The 18861-nt window shown below is 40.1% G+C and carries 18 protein-coding genes and 1 other annotated feature; of the genes, 17 read left to right on the top strand and 1 reads right to left on the bottom strand.

Translation table 11 applies throughout. The features are described from left to right. The first annotated feature begins 40 nt into the window (after positions 1-40). The 9 genes from MLE13_RS16090 to pheT all read left to right on the top strand — a co-directional run bounded on the left by MLE13_RS16090 (position 41) and on the right by pheT (position 8907). Positions 41-526, top strand: coding sequence for a dUTP diphosphatase (locus tag MLE13_RS16090; RefSeq protein ID WP_240750743.1), 486 nt, complete (start codon positions 41-43; stop codon positions 524-526). A 75-nt stretch (positions 527-601) separates the two neighbouring features. Beyond that, positions 602-1690, top strand: coding sequence for a M42 family metallopeptidase (locus MLE13_RS16085; RefSeq protein WP_240750742.1), 1089 nt, complete (start codon positions 602-604; stop codon positions 1688-1690). A 257-nt stretch (positions 1691-1947) separates the two neighbouring features. Continuing rightward, on the top strand, positions 1948-2910 hold the full coding sequence (locus MLE13_RS16080) for a nuclease-related domain-containing protein (RefSeq protein WP_240750741.1): 963 nt from the start codon (positions 1948-1950) through the stop codon (positions 2908-2910). Between the two features lie 269 nt (positions 2911-3179). Beyond that, a complete protein-coding gene (locus MLE13_RS16075) occupies positions 3180-3395 on the top strand; it encodes a helix-turn-helix transcriptional regulator (RefSeq protein WP_240750740.1) in 216 nt (71 codons plus the stop codon). Further along, positions 3385-3885 (top strand): hypothetical protein, encoded by a 501-nt coding sequence (locus MLE13_RS16070; RefSeq protein ID WP_240750739.1) that lies wholly within the window; start codon positions 3385-3387, stop codon positions 3883-3885. Before MLE13_RS16075 ends, MLE13_RS16070 begins: the two co-directional genes overlap by 11 nt. Further along, positions 3882-4331: a small multi-drug export protein gene (locus MLE13_RS16065; protein WP_240750738.1), complete on the top strand. Its 450-nt coding sequence runs from the start codon at positions 3882-3884 to the stop codon at positions 4329-4331. The genes MLE13_RS16070 and MLE13_RS16065 overlap by 4 nt, the downstream gene beginning before the upstream one ends. Before the next feature lie 46 nt (positions 4332-4377). Beyond that, positions 4378-5145, top strand: a complete 768-nt coding sequence (locus MLE13_RS16060; protein WP_240750737.1) for a TrmH family RNA methyltransferase — start codon at positions 4378-4380, stop codon at positions 5143-5145. Positions 5146-5190: 45 nt separating this feature from the next. Next, positions 5191-5417: a binding site (T-box leader), on the top strand. Between the two features lie 38 nt (positions 5418-5455). Continuing rightward, positions 5456-6493 carry a phenylalanine--tRNA ligase subunit alpha gene (gene pheS / locus MLE13_RS16055; RefSeq protein ID WP_240750735.1) on the top strand — a complete coding sequence of 346 codons (1038 nt, stop codon included), beginning with the start codon at positions 5456-5458 and terminating at the stop codon, positions 6491-6493. A 14-nt stretch (positions 6494-6507) separates the two neighbouring features. Next, positions 6508-8907, top strand: coding sequence for a phenylalanine--tRNA ligase subunit beta (gene pheT, locus MLE13_RS16050; RefSeq protein ID WP_240750734.1), 2400 nt, complete (start codon positions 6508-6510; stop codon positions 8905-8907). Positions 8908-8971: 64 nt separating this feature from the next. Here the strand turns inward: pheT and rnhC are convergent, their stop codons facing one another. Continuing rightward, entirely contained in the window at positions 8972-9901 is a 930-nt protein-coding gene (gene rnhC, locus MLE13_RS16045; RefSeq protein ID WP_240750733.1) for a ribonuclease HIII, read from the bottom strand. Between the two features lie 82 nt (positions 9902-9983). Between rnhC and zapA the strand changes: the two genes are divergently transcribed. From zapA to MLE13_RS16005, 8 genes are all read left to right on the top strand, one after another. Continuing rightward, positions 9984-10244 (top strand): cell division protein ZapA, encoded by a 261-nt coding sequence (zapA, locus tag MLE13_RS16040; RefSeq protein ID WP_008432279.1) that lies wholly within the window; start codon positions 9984-9986, stop codon positions 10242-10244. A gap of 5 nt (positions 10245-10249) precedes the next feature. Then, positions 10250-10786 (top strand): CvpA family protein, encoded by a 537-nt coding sequence (locus MLE13_RS16035; protein WP_040850398.1) that lies wholly within the window; start codon positions 10250-10252, stop codon positions 10784-10786. Positions 10787-10842: 56 nt separating this feature from the next. Beyond that, positions 10843-12552, top strand: coding sequence for a DNA polymerase/3'-5' exonuclease PolX (polX, locus tag MLE13_RS16030; RefSeq protein WP_240750731.1), 1710 nt, complete (start codon positions 10843-10845; stop codon positions 12550-12552). Positions 12553-12608: 56 nt separating this feature from the next. Next, positions 12609-14969, top strand: coding sequence for an endonuclease MutS2 (locus tag MLE13_RS16025; RefSeq protein WP_240750729.1), 2361 nt, complete (start codon positions 12609-12611; stop codon positions 14967-14969). A 23-nt stretch (positions 14970-14992) separates the two neighbouring features. Next, a complete protein-coding gene (locus tag MLE13_RS16020) occupies positions 14993-15406 on the top strand; it encodes a DUF350 domain-containing protein (RefSeq protein ID WP_240750728.1) in 414 nt (137 codons plus the stop codon). A 245-nt stretch (positions 15407-15651) separates the two neighbouring features. After that, positions 15652-17343 carry an AMP-binding protein gene (locus MLE13_RS16015; protein WP_240750726.1) on the top strand — a complete coding sequence of 564 codons (1692 nt, stop codon included), beginning with the start codon at positions 15652-15654 and terminating at the stop codon, positions 17341-17343. A gap of 123 nt (positions 17344-17466) precedes the next feature. Continuing rightward, on the top strand, positions 17467-18051 hold the full coding sequence (locus MLE13_RS16010) for a TetR/AcrR family transcriptional regulator (protein ID WP_430905221.1): 585 nt from the start codon (positions 17467-17469) through the stop codon (positions 18049-18051). Between the two features lie 17 nt (positions 18052-18068). Continuing rightward, on the top strand, positions 18069-18842 hold the full coding sequence (locus MLE13_RS16005) for an enoyl-CoA hydratase (protein WP_240750722.1): 774 nt from the start codon (positions 18069-18071) through the stop codon (positions 18840-18842). Positions 18843-18861 lie beyond the last annotated feature (19 nt).

Here is an 18861-nt window from a genome sequence, read left to right as displayed (position 1 = left end):
ATATGGTTTCACGATTTAATAGAATAAAGGGGAGATTTGTATGAAATTGCAAGAATTGTTCAAAATGCAAGAAGAACTCGATCGCTTTATCCAATCAAATCAAAATATCAATGAAGATGTGTTTCGTAAGAAAGGTTTGGCTTTATTAGTAGAACTGGCGGAACTTGCCAATGAAACACGCTGTTTTAAATTTTGGAGCACAAAAGGCGCATCAGAACGATCTGTTATTTTAGAAGAGTACGTAGATTCTATCCATTTCTTGCTGTCGCTCGGCATTGAAAAAAACTTGAATACATTAGAAAACTGGCCAGATCCCATAGCTGAAAAAGAATTGACGGAACTATTTCTTCGTACGCAAAAAGCCATTCAAGAATTTCTTGAAAATTACTCGATGTCTAATTACATGGAAGTATGGAGTTGTTACGGGGGATTGGCGCGCGCACTCGAGTTTAACTATGAAGATGTCCTTGAAGCCTATATGCAAAAAAACAAAACCAATTACGATCGCCAACACGACGGCTATTAATAAACGAATGTTTTGATAATTGGTAGAAATTCCTTTATAATAAACAAGCAAAGGATTATTTAGGAGGTCGAAATAATGACGAAATTAGACGAAACACAATTGATGTTAAAAGAGTTGACTGATGCTAATGGCATTCCAGGAAATGAACGCCAGTCACGAGAAGTTATGAAGAAATACATAGAACCATTTGCCGATTCGATTGAAACAGACGGTCTTGGAAGTTTAATCGCCAAAAAAGAGGGATTAGCTGATGGACCCAAAATTATGGTAGCAGGTCATTTAGATGAAGTTGGCTTTATGATTACGCAAGTAGATGAAAAAGGCTTTTTAAAATTTCAACCGGTAGGCGGCTGGTGGTCACAAGTCATGCTAGCGCAACGCGTTACCATTACTACGCGTAAAGGTAACGAAATTACGGGTGTAATTGGTTCTAAACCACCGCATATTCTAACTCCCGAAGCACGCAAAAAACCTGTTGAAATTAAAGACATGTTTATTGATATCGGTGCATCTTCACGTGAAGAAGTAAAAGAATGGGGCATTACGCCAGGAGATATGGTAACACCATATTTCGAATTCACAGTGATGAACAACGACAAACTGTTGATGGCAAAAGCTTGGGATAACCGCATCGGTTGTGCCATTGCGATCGACGTGTTAAAAGGACTTAAAGGCGTTGACCATCCGAATATAGTATACGGAGTGGGAACAGTTCAAGAAGAAATCGGCTTGCGCGGGGCAAAAACAGCAACCGCTAAAATTCAACCAGATATCGGTTTTGCAGTTGATGTAGGGATCGCTGGAGATACGCCAGGAATTACAAGCAAAGAATCGAACAGTAAAATGGGTGATGGCCCGCAATTATTGCTTTTCGATGCTTCTATGGTATCGCATCGCGGCTTACGCGAACTCGTGGTCGACACAGCAGAAGAAGCGGGCATTCCGTATCAATTTGAAACGATTGCAGGCGGGGGAACAGATGCTGGATCGATTCACTTAACAGCGAACGGTGTTCCTGCACTCGCAATCGGTGTAGCTACACGCTATATTCATTCGCATGCAGGAATACTGCATAGAGACGATTACGAAAATGCAGTAAAATTAATCATCGAAGTCATCAAAAAGCTAGACAAAGACACAGTCGCACGTATTACTTTCGAATAAAATCGGAAAATCCTTCGCCTCGGCGAGGGATTTTTTGTTTAGCAAACAAAGTGGTACTTTGCGCAAATAAAGGCTCCGTTGCCGCAAACAAACATCAAGCTAGCGCAAACAACTTTGTGTATCCCGCAAACAAATGACTATATCCCGCAAATAACCAAAGATTTTTCGCTTTTCGCATGCGAAAAGCATCCATTATTAGAGATTTTCAGGTTTTCAAAAGAATGCTATACTCTATTTATTCTGATAGGAGGTGCTCTATGCATAAAAAAGAACTCGTTTTACTGTCACAAATAGAATCGCTCGAAAGACTGTTATACCGGTTGCCTGAACATCATCCACAACGCCAATTTCTTCAAGTTGAATTGTACCGAAGTGCTGCAGGAAAACGAGGAGAAGACAGACTAGCACGAAAACTAGTGGAATTTAGTCCAGAAGAAAATTACCGTTTTATGCAGAATGTTTGCTTGTCACTTGGCGATTGGAAAATCCAAATAGACGGATTATTGTTGACAGAACGTGGGGCGATTATTATTGAGTCGAAAAACAATAGCGGTCAACTTTATTTCGATCATCAAACAGGAGAGTTTGCCCGTACGGATTCAGAAGGCGCACGAACGGTAATGGAAGATCCCACGATTCAATTAAACAAAAATATTCGCTTTTTAACAAAATTTTTTAAACTGCATAATATTCATTTGCCGATCAAAGGAATTGTCGTTTTTACTTCTAAACATTGTGAATTTATTACAAAGCCACAAAATAGCGCTATTTGCAAAACTTATCAATTGATCGATTATATATTCAATATACTCTACTCTTTCCCCGAGACGAAAACCCGACCCAATTTATCAAAAATCGATAAACTTCTTCAAAAACATCAAACTCCTTATAAACGACTTCCTTTATGCCAGTTGTATACTATAGCTTCTACCGAACTAAAGACCGGAATTTTTTGTGTTACTTGCAAAAAACATCAGATGATTCGAAAATCTCGGTGTGGCTGGATATGCGAGTTGTGCCAATCGGTAGATCCACTCGCATTTGAAACTACGGTTCAAGAATACTTTTCAGTCGTTCATACACAATTGAGTAATAAGCAATTAAGGCAATTTTGCAATCTGGAGTCCCCGTACGTAGCGTCGCGCTTGTTAGCAACTTTCAATTTGGAAACGGCTGGAGCATTACGCAACCGAACTTATCACTTAAAGAACAAAGACTAGCTTTTCACTTAGGTGAGAAGTTTTTTTGCGTTTTGCAAACAAAGTGTCGATTTGCGCAAATAAACGATCGTTTCCTGCAAACAACTCGATAGATTGCGCAAACAACGTAGTCTATCTCACAAACAAACTCGCTCATCCCGCAAACAACGAAAAATATCAACCAATCAAAGAAATTTCAAATAACAATGTACATAATTATTGACTTAATGTTAAGTATAGTATACATTATGTTATATAAACCGAACATAAGAGAGGGAAGGATAAAGCAGATGCTCAAAAATCGTGTAAAAGAACTCAGGGCTCGGTATGGCTTCACACAAAGCGATCTCGGCAAACAAGTAGATGTCACACGCCAAACCATTGCTTTTATTGAAAAAGGGGAATTTTCACCTTCGATCACACTATCGCTAAAACTAGCAAAAGCGCTGCAAACAAACGTCAACGACTTATTTTGGTTAGAGGAGGACGACGACCATGAAAAATGATTTTCGCAAGCAATATCCGTTGTGGATGATGGGGTTTATTGTGGTGTTGGGAATGTTCTTATTTGGAGTAAGCTCGCCGACGACTCATATTGTCAATACGGAAACAGAACAAAGTATTTTGGTCGAACTCGGACCAATTGGTGTAGTATTCGCTATTGGATCGGTCATTTTATACTGCCTGATGATGATTGTTTTTTACGCACAATTAAAACGTCACAACAAAAAGAACCCAGCAGAAAAAATTTCGATTTTTCCTATCCGTCCTCCTGAATATTTAGAGCAAGATGAAGGGATGACACATATTACACGAAAAGCATCTCAAAAAGTATACACATTTATGTCTTGGAGTTTGCCGCTACTGGCAGTATTTGCAATGTTTTCACCTTTCTCACGCATTTACACCGTTTTTGTGATTTTACTAATCGCGTTAATTCAATACGTAATTTATTATGTGGAAATCCGTACACATTTTAAGGAGGAAGATGAATGATATATGAATATTTCCTCGTCTTTTTAGGAGCCGCAATTCCTTGGTTTGAAATCGCTGTAGTTATTCCGCTCGGCATCGTTTGGGGCCTGTCACCTTTTTGGGTAATGATTCTGGCATTTATCGGCAACATGGTAACAGTGCTGGCATTGATTATCGGTTTCGATCGTTTCAAGATCTGGTACACGAAACGTCAAGAAGCAAAAGGCAAAGCAGCGTCGAAAAAAAGTGATCGTGCTAAAAGAATATGGAACCGATATGGTTTGCCAGGTCTCGCATTGCTCGGCCCTATTTTAATCGGTACGCATATTGCCGCGTTCATCGGTATGACACTTGGTGCGACAAAAAAGAACACGACAGTTTGGCTGACGATTAGCATTGCTGCGTGGACGCTTGTCTTTGGTCTTTTGACAGCACTCGGATTTGATTTTTTCACGGATAAAATCTAAGCTGTGCTATACTTGAGCTATTCTGAAATAAAGGCGTGAACATAACATGAAAAGAATCGAATCAAGTCAAAACTCACTCGTTAAGCATTGGAAAAAGCTTAGTACTACTCGGAAAGAGCGCGATAAATTTGCGGAATTCTTAGTAGAAGGCTTTCATTTAACAGAAGAAGCACTTCGTAAAAAAGATCTTGTGAAATCACTTATTGTGCGCGAAGGCGTAGATATTCCACAAGGCTGGGATATTGAAGGTGTACCTCATTATTCAGTAACTGCTGCTGTGGCAAAGGAAATTTCGGAAACCGAGCATACGCAAGGAATTTTCGCACATTGTGCACAACCCGAGTTTACTGAAGACGAACAAAAGTTATGGACAAAGCTACTAATGATTGATGCGGTTCAAGATCCAGGCAATATCGGAACAATGATTCGTACAGCTTCAGCGAGCGGCATTGACGCCGTTATTCTTGGCAAAGGTTGCGCAGATCCGTTCAATCCGAAGACTGTTCGTTCCGCACAGGGGTCCCATTTCCAAATTCCTGTTGTTAAAGGTGAATTGATGAAATGGACTGAGCAAACAAAAGCGAGCGGCATTCCTATTTTCGGAACAGCGCTTCAAAACTCGACACCTGTTCATGAGGCAAAAACACTCGAACAATTTGCATTAATCGTTGGCAATGAAGGCAGTGGCGTTGATCCGGTTCTCTTGCAACAAACAGACCAAAACTTGATGGTGCCTCTATATGGTAGCGCGGAATCGTTAAATGTAGCTGTCGCTACAGGAATTTTATTGTATAGCTTAGTTCCAAAAAACTAAGTTTGATAAAACTAAAGAACTTTCGTATAATGAAGAGGTAAATAAGTATAAGCGAAGAACGGGAAAAGTACGTTGCGCCCTTACATCACAGAGATTCTGCACCTTGACTGGAAGTGTGGATATGTAAACGCCACAGAAGTTCACCCCGCGAGCTGCCCAACGGGACCAGTAGACATACTGTAAAGATGGGCCGGTGAAGAGCCGTTATGTAAATGAGTGATTGCTATTTGCAATAACTAGGGTGGTACCGCGAATAATGCCTCGTCCCTTTTCTGGGACGGGGCTTTTTACTGTCTAAGGAGGAGAAAAAATGGAAGCACAATTGCAAGAATTGAAAACACAGGCGCTTGAAAAAATTGCCTCGGCATCAACGGTTAAAGAACTAAATGACGTTCGTGTTGCGTATTTAGGGAAAAAAGGACCGATTACGGATTTATTAAAAGGTATGGGGAAACTTCCGGCTGAAGAACGTCCAAAAATGGGAGCTTTAGTCAATGTAGTTCGTGAACAAGTAACATCGCAATTAGAAGGTCGCATGGTCCTGTTAGAAGAAGAAGCGATCAATGCGAAATTGCAAAGCGAAACAATCGATATCACATTGCCAGGACGCCCTGTTAAAACAGGTAACTCACATCCATTAACGCGAGTTGTCGAGGAAATTGAAGATTTATTCATTTCAATGGGTTACGAAGTGGCAGAAGGTCCAGAAGTTGAAAAAGACTATTATAATTTTGAAGCGTTAAACTTGCCAAAAGGTCACCCTGCTCGTGATATGCAAGATTCTTTCTATATAACAGAAGATGTTTTACTGCGTACGCATACATCTCCTGTACAAGCACGGACAATGGAAGCAAAAGGCGGAGAGCCGATTAAAATTATTTGCCCTGGGAAAGTGTATCGTCGTGATAGTGATGACGCGACGCATTCACACCAATTCACACAAATCGAAGGATTGGTTATCGGCGAAGATATCCGCATGAGCGACTTGAAAGGAACACTTTCAGTCTTTGCTAAGAAAATGTTCGGTGATGATCGCGAAATCCGTCTTCGTCCAAGTTTCTTCCCGTTTACAGAGCCTTCTGTTGAAATGGATATTTCATGCTTTAAATGTGGCGGCAGTGGCTGTAACGTCTGCAAAAAAACAGGCTGGATTGAAATTCTGGGCGCAGGAATGGTGCATCCAAATGTTCTTGAAATGGCCGGTTATGACTCGAAACGCTTAACAGGATTTGCTTTTGGTATGGGTCCAGAACGTATTGCAATGTTAAAATATGGCGTCGAAGATATCCGTCATTTCTACACAAACGATGTTCGCTTTTTATCTCAATTCCAACGTACAGAACTTTAAGGAGGAAATAAAACATGCTCGTATCCATAAATTGGTTGAAAGACTATGTAAATACACAACAATTACCACCTGCTGAATTAGGTGAAAAAATAACGCGTTCAGGTATCGAAGTAGATGCAGTAATCGACCGTTCACACGGCATGACAAATGTCGTTGTGGGCTATGTTGAGTCTTGTGTTAAACACCCCGAAGCTGATAAATTATCAATTTGCCAAGTAGATGTTGGCGAAGAAACAACACAAATTATTTGCGGCGCTCCCAATATTGCAGAAGGCCAAAAAGTCATTGTGGCACGTCCTGGAGCAAAACTTCCAGGTGGCATGAAAATCAAAAAAGCGAAACTTCGTGGAGAAGAATCGAATGGCATGATTTGTTCGCTTCAAGAACTTGGCATCGAAGGCAAGCTTGTACCGAAAGCTTATGCTGAAGGTATTTATGTATTGCCAGCAGACTCAGAAACAGGATCAGACGTTATTGCGAACTTCAATTTAGACGATACTGTTCTTGAACTTGGGTTAACACCAAACCGTGCAGATGCGATGAGTATGTTGGGTGTTGCATATGAAGTCGGAGCAATTTTATCTGAAGAAGTTAAATTACCAGAAATCAGCTACCAAGAATCGGCAGACACAGCAGCATCTATGTTGACCTTAACGGTTGATGCGCCTGAAGCAAATCCTTTATATGTTGCTAAAGTTATTCGTAACATTAAAGTGCAAGAATCGCCAATGTGGCTGCAACAACGTTTAATGGCTGCAGGTGTGCGTCCTCATAATAATGTCGTTGACGTTACAAACTATGTATTAATGGAATATGGTCAGCCTCTTCACGCATTTGACTATGATTTGTTGGGAACAGGCAATATTACGGTTCGGCACGCTAAAGAAGGCGAAATGATTACAACTTTAGATGACGCGGAGCGCAAATTATCTGCTCATCAATTAGTCATTACAAATGGTAAAAAACCAGTCGCGATTGCAGGAGTAATGGGGGGCGCAAATTCAGAAGTAAGTGATGCAACAACAACAGTTGTTATCGAGTCTGCTTATTTCGAGTCAGGATCTGTTCGTCAAACATCAAAAGATCACGGTCTTCGCAGCGATGCAAGTTCACGTTTTGAAAAAGGCGTAGATCCAAATCGTGTCATCCCGGCAGCTGAACGTGCAGCACAATTATTGTCTGAACTAGCTGGTGGCGAAGTGTTGTCTGGTTCTGTTGTATTTGATAAAGTGTCAAAAGATGAAAAAATCGTTAAAGTTTCGCCAGACTTCATTAACAGCCGTCTTGGTATGAAAATTGCATTTGAAGAAATGTTAGATATTTTAAATCGTTTGAAATTCACGACTGAAGCCGTCAATGGTCAATTGGTCATTTCTGTACCGACACGTCGTCAAGATATTCAAATTCCAGAAGACATTATTGAAGAAATAGCGCGCTTGCACGGATATGATGAAATTCCTGCAACATTGCCAGAAGCAGAAACAACTCCTGGTGGCTTGACACCTTATCAAGCAAAACGTCGCATTGTTCGTAACTTCTTAGAAGGCGCAGGTTTGTTACAAGCAACGACGTATTCGTTAACGTCTGAAAAGTCGGCAAAACAATTTGCTTTGGAAAAAACAGAAACGACACGTTTATTAATGCCAATGAGCGAAGAGCGCAGTATCTTGCGTCAAAGCTTATTGCCGCATTTATTGGAATCGGTGACTTATAATACTGCGAGAAGAATAGATTCGGTAGCGTTATATGAAACGGGAGCGGTTTTCCTAAAAGGTAATGACGAACTATTAAACGAACAAGAACATTTGGCAGTGGCAATCACGGGACTGTGGCTCGACAATAGCTGGCAAGGGGAGAAAAAACCAGTTGATTTTTTCGTGCTTAAAGGCATTGTAGAAGGTCTTGGCGCGAAACTTGGTGCCGAGTTAACATTCGAGCGCGGTCAAATGGACGACTTACACCCGGGCAGAACGGCCTTCGTCGTATTAGGTGGTCAACGTATTGGTGTCATTGGTCAATTGCACCCGTCTGAACAAAAAGCGCGTGACTTGAAAACAACCGTAGTTATGGAATTAAATTTAGCGGCTTTGTTGAACCTTGAAACAGAATCGTTAGTTTACACACAAGTTCCACGCTATCCATCTATGTCACGAGACGTAGCTTTAGTCCTTTCTAAATTTGTTGAAGCAGCAACGATCGAAAATGTTATTCGTAGCGCTGGTGGTAAACTTCTAAAAGACGTTCGCGTATTTGATCTTTACGAAGGCGACAAAATGGAAGAAGGTAAAAAATCAGTAGCCTTCTCGTTAACGTACTTTGATCCTGAAAAAACATTGACGGATGAAGAAGTAACAAAAGCGCACGACAAAGTATTAGCAGCCTTAACAGAAGTTGGAGCAGAGCTAAGAAGTTAAAATAAGTTTGATTATCATATGAAAAGGATGAATCCATTGGATTCATCCTTTTTGTAAAATTTTTTTATGACCGACGCTTTTTAGCCAATCCAATCGCCTTTTTCGTATTAGCAAAATGAAATTTTGTTAACCCTTTCAAATAAACTTCTCCATGCTTTAATAAAATCTTAGCAGCGGTTTCATCTACAATCTTTCCAGCACCTTTTGGTAAAGTAACGCCAGCTTCTGCACTCATCCGGTCCATTTCATCAAGAAACGCCACGCGGGCAATGATCGATGCACAAGCAACAGACACATGAAGACCTTCTGCTTTTGTAGAGAATAAAACATTTTCTCGGACAATTTCCGTTTCGTCTTTTATGTGCTTATAGTAAATCGCACGTTCAGCAAATTGGTCAATCAGAATAGCTTCCGGTTTCTCAGGTGCGATTTTAGTGAGTACATGCTTGAGTGCTTGGTTGTGAAGCAATGCTTTAATCTTCCCTTGTGACCAGCCTTGAGCTTGAACTTTATTGTATTTGTCATTATTTAAAGTGAGCACACTATGAGTGAATGCTTCTTTTAAATTGGGCGCGACTTTACGCATCCAGTCATCGGTTAATTGTTTAGAATCTTTAACGCCAAGTTCGTATGCGAGTGCAACTTTATCGGCTGGCACGTAGCAGGCTGCAACAGTAATCGGACCGAAAAAGTCACCCGTACCTGTTTCGTCAGATCCAAGGACAGCTTGTTTGGCAAAGCCTTCAGGCAATTTATCACCTTTTGTCGAGACAACTTTGGCAGAAGCAGGAACAGTTCCCCATTTTGCCGCTTCACGATCTGCGCCGTTTCCTTGAAACATGACTTTTCCGGAGGTGTAAACGGTCACGACAGTGTCTGGTAATTTTGCACTAAATCGTGCATATGGATTTTTGGAAGCAATTTTGTTTTTCTGGTAATGGGCAATCACTTGGAGGAGACTTTCCTCCGGTAGTTTCAGAACAGTATTAGACATGGGCGAGTCACCTTTCTTTGATTCACAATCGGCTTGTGTTCATGGTATGATGGGTTATAGAATTCCAAAGGGGGATATTGCATTGTCAGAGCAACATAAAATTCACACGGTCGTTGACATCTATGGCAACACCTATAAAATGGTTGGAACCGAAACTTCTGGTCATATGCGTCTTGTAGCATCGATGGTCGATAGCAAAATGCGCGAGATTAATGCCTTGAATCCATCTCTAGATCAGGCGAAGCTTGCCGTCTTGACTGCATCAAATGCGGTACATGACTATCTTAAACTGAAAGAGCAAGTAGAACAATTAGAAAATGAATTGAAAAAACTGAAAGGTTGACGTGAATGCTTAATATACTTTTACTCGTCTTACTGATCGGTGGCATCATCGTGGGCGCAAAAAGAGGTTTTGTTGTCCAGTTGATTCATATGGTTGGCTTTGTAATTGCTTTAGTCGCGGCTTATAAATACTATAAACCTTTATCTGAATACTTTGTTCTATGGATTCCATATCCAGCTATCAATGAAAATTCCCAGTTTACGCTAGTAGTCGATCAATTGGACTTAGACCAAACATTTTATCAACTATTAGCATTCGCGGTTATTTTCTTTGTGGTTAAGTTTGCGTTGCAATTGCTTGCATCCATGTTTGATTTCTTAAAGTATTTACCGGTACTTGGTTTTTTCAGCAAAGTACTCGGTGCAGTATTAGGGTTTATCGAAGCATACATACTGTTGTTTATTTTCATTTATGTGTTTGCACTGCTTCCAATAGATGCGGTACAAAACCAATTGGAGAATTCCGGAATTGCCCAAGCAATGCTCGAGCATACACCTTATTTCTCTGAGAAAGTAAAAGAATGGTGGTATATTTATATGTAGTAGGAACTTCTCTCTTACGAGGGAAGTTTTTTTAATCGAAACGGGGAGGGCTTTTGGTGAATAAGAAAATCATCATCAGAACACTTGAAAAAATTGCGTTATACATGGAACTTAAAGGGGAAAACCCGTTTAAAGTGTCGGCTTTTCGAAAAGCCGCGCAAGCGTTAGAGTTAGATCAGCGTAGCTTGGATGAAATTGAAGATGTAACAAAACTTAAAGGCATCGGCAAAGGAACAGGTGACGTGATTCTTGAACTCATCAACGACAATAAATCCACGGTTCTAGAAGAGCTTCAAGAAGAAGTGCCAAAAGGGCTTATTCCAATGATGAAACTTCAAGGATTGGGTGGAAAGAAAATTGCCAAACTGTATAAAGAATTAGGTATTGATTCGATGGAAGCATTAAAAGCTGCATGTCTGAATGAAGAAATCCAAAAGCTTCCCGGATTCGGTCCGAAATCAGAAGAAAAAATTCTGAAAGAGCTGAATGAGTTTGAAACAAAACCTGACCGTCAGCCTATTTGGAAAACAGAAGAAACCGTGGCGTTTATCAAAGACGTCTTAACATCTATTGCGGAAGTTACTGAGTTTTCGGTTGCTGGCAGTTTCCGCCGGACAAAAGAAACAAGTAAAGACATCGATTTTATTATTGCAACAGCTGAACCTGCAAAAGTAAAAGAACAATTACTAGCAGCTTTGCCAATTCAAGAAACCATTGCGTCTGGAGACACAAAAGTTTCTGTAACAGTGGAAGTTTTAGAGCCGATTGATGTGGATTTCCGGTTGGTTGCACCGGAAGAATTTGTGACTGCGCTGCATCATTTCACAGGGTCCAAAGATCATAATGTGAAGATGCGCCAATTGGCTAAATCGCAAAACAAAAAAATTAGTGAATATGGTGTCGAGCAAGAAGACGGCAGCATCCAAACGTTTTCAACTGAAACCGAATTTTTCGCTCATTTTGGTCAGCCTTTTATTCCGCCATCAGTTCGTGAAGATGGACGAGAACTCGACCGTTTAGAAGAACTACCTGAATTGGTGACGATTGAAGATATTGTAAGTGATCTGCATATGCACACAACATGGTCAGACGGGGCTAATTCATTAACCGAAATGATTGATGCTTGTGTAGCGAAATCGTACCAATACATGGTCATTACCGATCATTCACAATACTTAAAAGTCGCCAACGGGCTAACACCGGAACGTTTAACTGACCAAAATGGCCAAATTCGTGAATTAAACAAGAAATACTCAGAAATTGAAGTGTTGTCAGGGACAGAAATGGATATTTTACCGGATGCAACTTTAGATTTTGATGACGATATGCTTCAAAAATTGGACTTTGTCATTGCCAGCATTCATTCGAGTTTCCAACAACCACAAGAGCAAATTATGGACCGCATTTTAACGGCGATGAAAAACCCAAATGTGCACATGATTGCGCATCCGACAGGGAGAATAGTAGGACAGCGTGAGGGGTATAATCCAGACGTTGAGCAGATTTTAGATTGGGCAAAAGAATACGGCAAAATTGTCGAGTTAAATGCCAGCCCGTATCGCTTAGATTTGGCGGTTCCGTATTTAGTGATGGCGCAAGAAAAAGGGGTGCCAGTCGCTATTAATACAGATGCTCACGCAATTGAAGGATTAGAAGTGATGGAGACAGGGGTTAACCATGCTCAAAAAGCGTGGTTGAAAAAAGACACTGTGGTCAATACATGGTCACTGGAGAAATTCAAAGCATTTATCAATAAGCCAAAATAACAAATCAGCCACACAAGATAAGATTTATCACATATTCAAAGTTAGGAGGTTCTTAAATGATCGCAGAACGCGCATTAAGAACACTTGAGTTTTATAAAATCCGAGACCAAGTAGCGAGGTTTTGCACATCGTCACTCGGAAAAGCACACGTAGATAATTTACTACCGTCTACGGATATCAATGAAGTCAATCGACTGTTAGAGCAAATGGACGAAGGCGCACAAGTATTGCGAGTGAAAAACAATGTCCCAATGGGCGGTATTTTTGATATTCGCCTTCAAGCGAGAAGAGCGCAAATTGGGGGTAGCCTAAGTCCGATGGAATTAATGGAAGTTTCATCGACTGTTCGGGCAAGCCGTATTTTGCGTCAGTTTTTTGAAACGATTCAAGAAGAAGGCGTTGTACAAATTCCTCATTTTTTAGAGAAAAAAGAATCAATGCCAATTTTAACAGCACTCGAACATGCTATTAACGTTTGTATTGACGACAATGGCGGTGTTTTGGACAGTGCCAGTACAGAGTTGCGCTCGATACGACAACAGTTACGCACACAGGAGAGCCGCGTTCGTGAACGATTAGAAAGTTTGGTTCGTGGCAAAAATGCATCGAAAATGTTGTCGGATTCGATTGTGACAATTCGGAATGACCGTTTTGTTATTCCGGTTAAACAAGAATACCGCAGCCATTACGGCGGCATTGTTCATGACCAATCTTCGTCTGGGCAAACCTTGTTTATCGAACCCGATTCTGTCGTACAAGCTAATAACGAAGTCCGTCGTTTGAAAATGAAAGAAAAAGAAGAAATTGATCGTATTTTATTGATGCTGTCAGCGCAAGTGCAAGAAGTTGCTCACGAGCTCTTCGTATTAGTAGATGTGCTTGGGGAAATCGACTTAATCTTAGCAAAAGCAAAATATGGTTCGGCGCAAAGAGGCACCAAACCAACAATGAATACAGAAGGCTATATAAACTTGAAAAAAGCACGCCATCCGATGATTGCAAAAGATGAAGTGGTGCCAAACGATATTGAATTTGGTCGAGAGATTACGGCAATTGTTATTACTGGACCGAACACAGGTGGTAAGACGGTAACATTGAAAACAGTAGGCCTTGCGACATTAATGGCACAATCTGGTTTACCAGTTCCAGCACTTGATGGCTCTGAACTTGCAGTATTCGATCAAATATTTGCAGATATCGGTGATGAACAGTCGATTGAGCAAAGTTTGAGTACGTTTTCTTCTCATATGGTCAATATAGTAGATATATTAACAAAGTTTGATGAAAATTCACTTGTCATTTTTGATGAACTTGGAGCGGGTACAGACCCTCAAGAAGGTGCCGCACTCGCAATTTCATTGTTAGATGAAGTTCACGGCAGAGGTGCGCGTGTTATCGCAACAACACATTATCCTGAACTAAAAGCATATGGATTTAACCGTCCAGGTGTTGCGAACGCAAGTGTGGAATTTGACGTGGAAACATTAAGTCCGACTTACCGATTATTGATAGGTGTGCCAGGACGAAGCAATGCATTTGAAATTTCTAAGCGTCTTGGATTGCCAGAGCATATTATTAGCCATGCGAAAAGCTTTACAGGAACCGATAGCAAAGCGGTCGATTCCATGATTGCTTCACTTGAAAAGAGCCGCCGGGAAGCAGAACAAGATGCGGAACGTACTCAAGAAGTGTTGTCAGAATCTGAACAATTGAAAAGAGAATTGGCTCAGCAGCTAGAAGAGTATGAAAAACAAAAAGAACAAAGAGAAGAAAAAGCAAAAGAAAAAGCGCGGAAAATCGTAGATGAAGCTAGAGCAGAAGCAGAATCTGTTATATCGGAATTGCGCAAAATGCAACTTAATCAAGGTTCATCAGTCAAAGAACATGAATTGATTAATGCTAAAAAACGATTAGAAGACGCTATGCCTCAAAATCGTATTTTGAAAAAAGCCGCAAAAGATAACGCAGCGAAACCTTTGCAGCCGAATGATGAAGTTAAAGTTATTTCTTTTGGGCAAAAAGGAACTTTGGTTGAAAAAGTATCTAAAAATGAATGGATTGTTCAAATTGGTATTTTGAAAATGAAATTACCAGAATCTGATTTGTCTTTCACAAAACCAGAAAAGCAAAAAGAAACGCGGACTATGGCGACGTTGAAAGACCGTGATAGTCACGTGAAAATGGAACTTGATTTACGTGGTGAACGATACGAAGACGCATTGGCGCGTGTTGAAAAATACTTAGACGATGCGTTATTATCAAATTACCACCAAGTATCGATTATTCACGGAAAAGGAACAGGTGCCTTGCGCCAAGGTGTTCAGCAATATTTGAAAAAGCATCCACGCGTGAAAAGCTATCGTTTTGGTGAAGCAGGAGAAGGCGGCTCTGGTGTCACTGTCGCTGAATTAAAGTAAGTTTCCGAAGAGGAGTATAAGAAATGACAGAAACAGGATTTTGGACACACCCTTTAGTCGAGTCAGCTGGCTATTTTAGTGTAGTTGTATTGTGTTTAATCGTTGCTATGGTAATTTTTGAAATGGTGACAAAGTACAATAACTGGGAACAAATTAAAAAAGGAAACCTAGCGGTAGCGATGGCTACTGGCGGGAAAATATTTGGAGTAACCAATATTTTTCGTTTTTCAATTGAACAACATAATTCATTGTTTGAAATGGTTGCGTGGGGATTATACGGTTTTACTTTGCTAATCTTTGCTTATATTTTGTTTGAGTTTTTGACACCGAAGTTTAAAGTAGATGACGAAATTGAACGAGATAATCGCTCAGTTGGATTTATTTCTCTGACTATTTCTGTCGGCTTGTCGTTTGTGATAGGCGCTAGTATTCAATAGGAGTTGGACGTTGTGGAAAATCTCATAAAAATTTTGTTTGTTTTTTGTGCAATCTTTATGATTGTAGGAGTTATTTTCTTGTTTCTTTTATAATGATCGAAGCCAGCTTTTTAGCTGGCTTTTTTATATGCCGGTAAGTATTTTTTCTAGCTTAAAGAAATAAAGTTGTAAGCGGTGTCATTCTTCTCTATAATGAAAAATAGGAATATTCGCACGATTCTATCATAAATTAGGAGGTCAAAAGAATGACTGAAAAGCCTTGGCTCGCGCATTATCCACCAGAAGTGCCCCATACGCTGACCTATCCAAGTATGCCTGTACAAGAATATTTGACACAGGCTTACAAAAAATACCCGCAAAAAGTAGCAGTTCACTTTATGGGGAAAGAACTTTCTTACGAAGAACTGTATCAGTCTTCTATGAAGTTCGCCAACTATCTACAAAAGCTTGGCATTAAAAAAGGTGACCGAGTTTCAATTATGTTGCCAAACTGTCCACAAGCAGTGATTAGCTTTTACGGTATATTGTATGCTGGTGGTATTGTCGTTATGACAAATCCCCTTTATACAGAACGTGAAATCGTCTATCAAATGAATGATTCTGGAGCAAAAGCGATTATCAGCTTAGATATTTTGTTCCCAAGAATTTCGAAAGCAATAAAAGAAACCCAATTGGAAAATGTCATTGTGACAGGGATTAAAGATTATTTGACATTCCCTAAAAATCTTGTTTATCCGTTTATCCAGAAAAAGCAATACGGCATGACGGTTAAAGTTGAGCATAGAGGCATTAATCACTTGTTCACTGAAATCATGAAAACGGCTCAACCAACTGTTGTGGAAACCCCTTTTGATTTTGAAGAAGATTTAGCTTTGCTTCAATATACAGGAGGAACAACCGGTTCTCCAAAAGGAGTCATGTTGACGCATAAAAACTTGATCTCGAATGCGACAATGTGTGATAGCTGGCTGTATAAATGCAAAAAAGGCGAAGAAACCATTATGGGCATTATCCCGTTATTCCACGTATATGGCTTAACGACGGTATTGATCCTTTCTGTTATGCTAGGAAATAAAATGGTTCTCTTACCAAAATTTGATCCTGAAACGGCATTGAAAACGATTAATAAGCAAAAACCTACTTTGTTCCCAGGTGCACCAACATTGTATATTGGATTGATGAGTCACCCTGATATTGCGAAATACGACTTATCTTCTATAGAAGCTTGTATGAGTGGTTCTGCACCACTACCTGCAGAAGTACAAGAAAAGTTTGAAGCATTAACGGGCGGGAAGTTAGTTGAAGGTTATGGATTAACAGAGACTTCTCCAGTTACGCATTCTAATTTAGTTTGGGGAGAGCGGATAAAAGGTTCTGTTGGAATACCCTACCCGGATACAGATTGTAAGATTTTCCAAACAGGCACCACAACTCCGATTCCAAATGGTGAAATTGGTGAAATTGCAATTCAAGGGCCTCAAGTGATGAAGGGGTATTGGAACAAACCTGAAGAAACGGCTGCTACCATCGTTGACGGCTGGTTACTCACTGGAGATCTTGGATATATGGATGACGAAGGACATTTCTTTATCGTCGATCGTAAAAAAGACATGATTATCGCAGGTGGTTTTAATATTTATCCACGCGAAATTGAAGAAGTTTTATATGAACACGAAGCTGTGCAAGAATGTGTGGTAGCCGGAATTCCAGATCCATATCGCGGCGAAACAGTAAAAGCTTACATCGTGTTGAAAGAAGGGTATACTGTAACAGAAGAAGAACTTAATGCGTATTGTCGGGAGCAGCTAGCTTCATTTAAAGTGCCGCGCGTATACGAGTTCCGCAAAGAATTACCGAAAACAGCAATTGGTAAAATTCTACGCCGTTCGTTAGTGGATGAAGAAGTTGCTAAACAAAACGAAGCGGTACCGTCATAAACAGCCTGTAATAGCCTTACACGTAAAAGCTTATAAAACTTGACACTTTATAAAATACACTATAATATGAAAATATGAATGAATCGCCATTCATATTTTCATATTTTTTTGGGTGGTGACGTAGTGGAGAAAAGAAATAAGCCGAAATATAAGCAAATTATAGATGCGGCAGTTATTGTGATTGCTGAAAATGGCTATCATCAAGCGCAAGTTTCGAAAATAGCTAAACAAGCAGGAGTAGCTGACGGAACCATTTATTTGTATTTTGAAAACAAGGAAGACATTTTGATTTCTGTATTTCAAGAAAAGATGGGCGTTTTTGTTGATAAACTCGAACAAATTATCGCACGTGACTTGAGTGCTTCAACAAAGTTAGGATTAATGATCGAAAGTCATTTTGACTTGTTAGCAAGCGATATCCACTTGGCGATTGTGACGCAATTAGAATTGCGTCAATCAAATTCTGAACTTCGTACAAAAATAAATAATGTGCTTCGGGAGTATTTAAAATTGATGGATAAAATTCTGATTCAAGGTATGGATGACGGAGCATTTGATAAAGAAATGGATATTCGTTTAGCTAGACAGATGGTTTTTGGTACAATGGATGAGACCATTACAACTTGGGTCATGAATGAACATAAATACAATTTAGTTGACCTCGCACCACAAGTTCAACGTTTGCTGCTTAAAGGTATGCAAGCTTAAAGAAAGGGGCTCATTAGATGGAATTTATTAGTTGGAAAAAAGAAGATGGTGTAGCTATTGCGACGATCAATCGTCCACCGGCAAATGCGCTATCGCGTTCGCTTATTTTAGAAGTTGATGAATTGTTAAACCAAGTGGAGAATGATGATGAAGTTCGCGTGATTGTCTTGCACGGAGAAGGAAGGTTCTTTTCTGCAGGAGCAGACATTAAAGAGTTTACTCAAGTTTCTTCAGGAGAAGAATTTTCGAAATTGTCAGCGAGTGGCCAGGAAGTTTTTGAGCGAGTTGAAACTTTCCATAAGCCAGTCATAGCGGCAATTCATGGGGCAGCTTTAGGTGGTGGATTGGAATTGGCAATGAGTTGTCACATGCGATTTGTCACTGAAAATGCTAAACTAGGATTACCGGAGCTTCAACTAGGGTTGATTCCCGGTTTTGCTGGAACACAGCGATTGCCGAGATATGTAGGCGCAGCGAAAGCAGCTGAAATGTTATTGACGAGTGATCCAATCACTGGAACAGAAGCTGCGCAATATGGCTTAGCTAACCGTGCATATTCAGAAGAAGACCTACTTTCGGAAACGCTTACAATTGCGCGGAAAATTGCAAAGAAAAGTCCGGTTTCTGTTAAAGCGGCAATTCAAATGTTGCAGTATTCAAAACCTGCATCTTATTATGAAGGTGTAGATGCAGAAGCGCAGTCTTTTGGAACGGTATTTGTTTCAGAAGATGCTAAAGAAGGAATCCAGGCATTTCTGGAAAAACGTGAAGCACAATTTAAAGGGAAATAATACTTGGGAGGTTTACGTT

The sequence above is a fragment of the Planococcus halocryophilus genome (genome assembly GCF_022489025.1).
Classification (GTDB): Bacteria; Bacillota; Bacilli; order Bacillales_A; family Planococcaceae; genus Planococcus; species Planococcus halocryophilus_A.
Note: the sequence above shows the minus strand (reverse complement) of the source record. Positions and strands in the feature narration are given on the sequence as shown.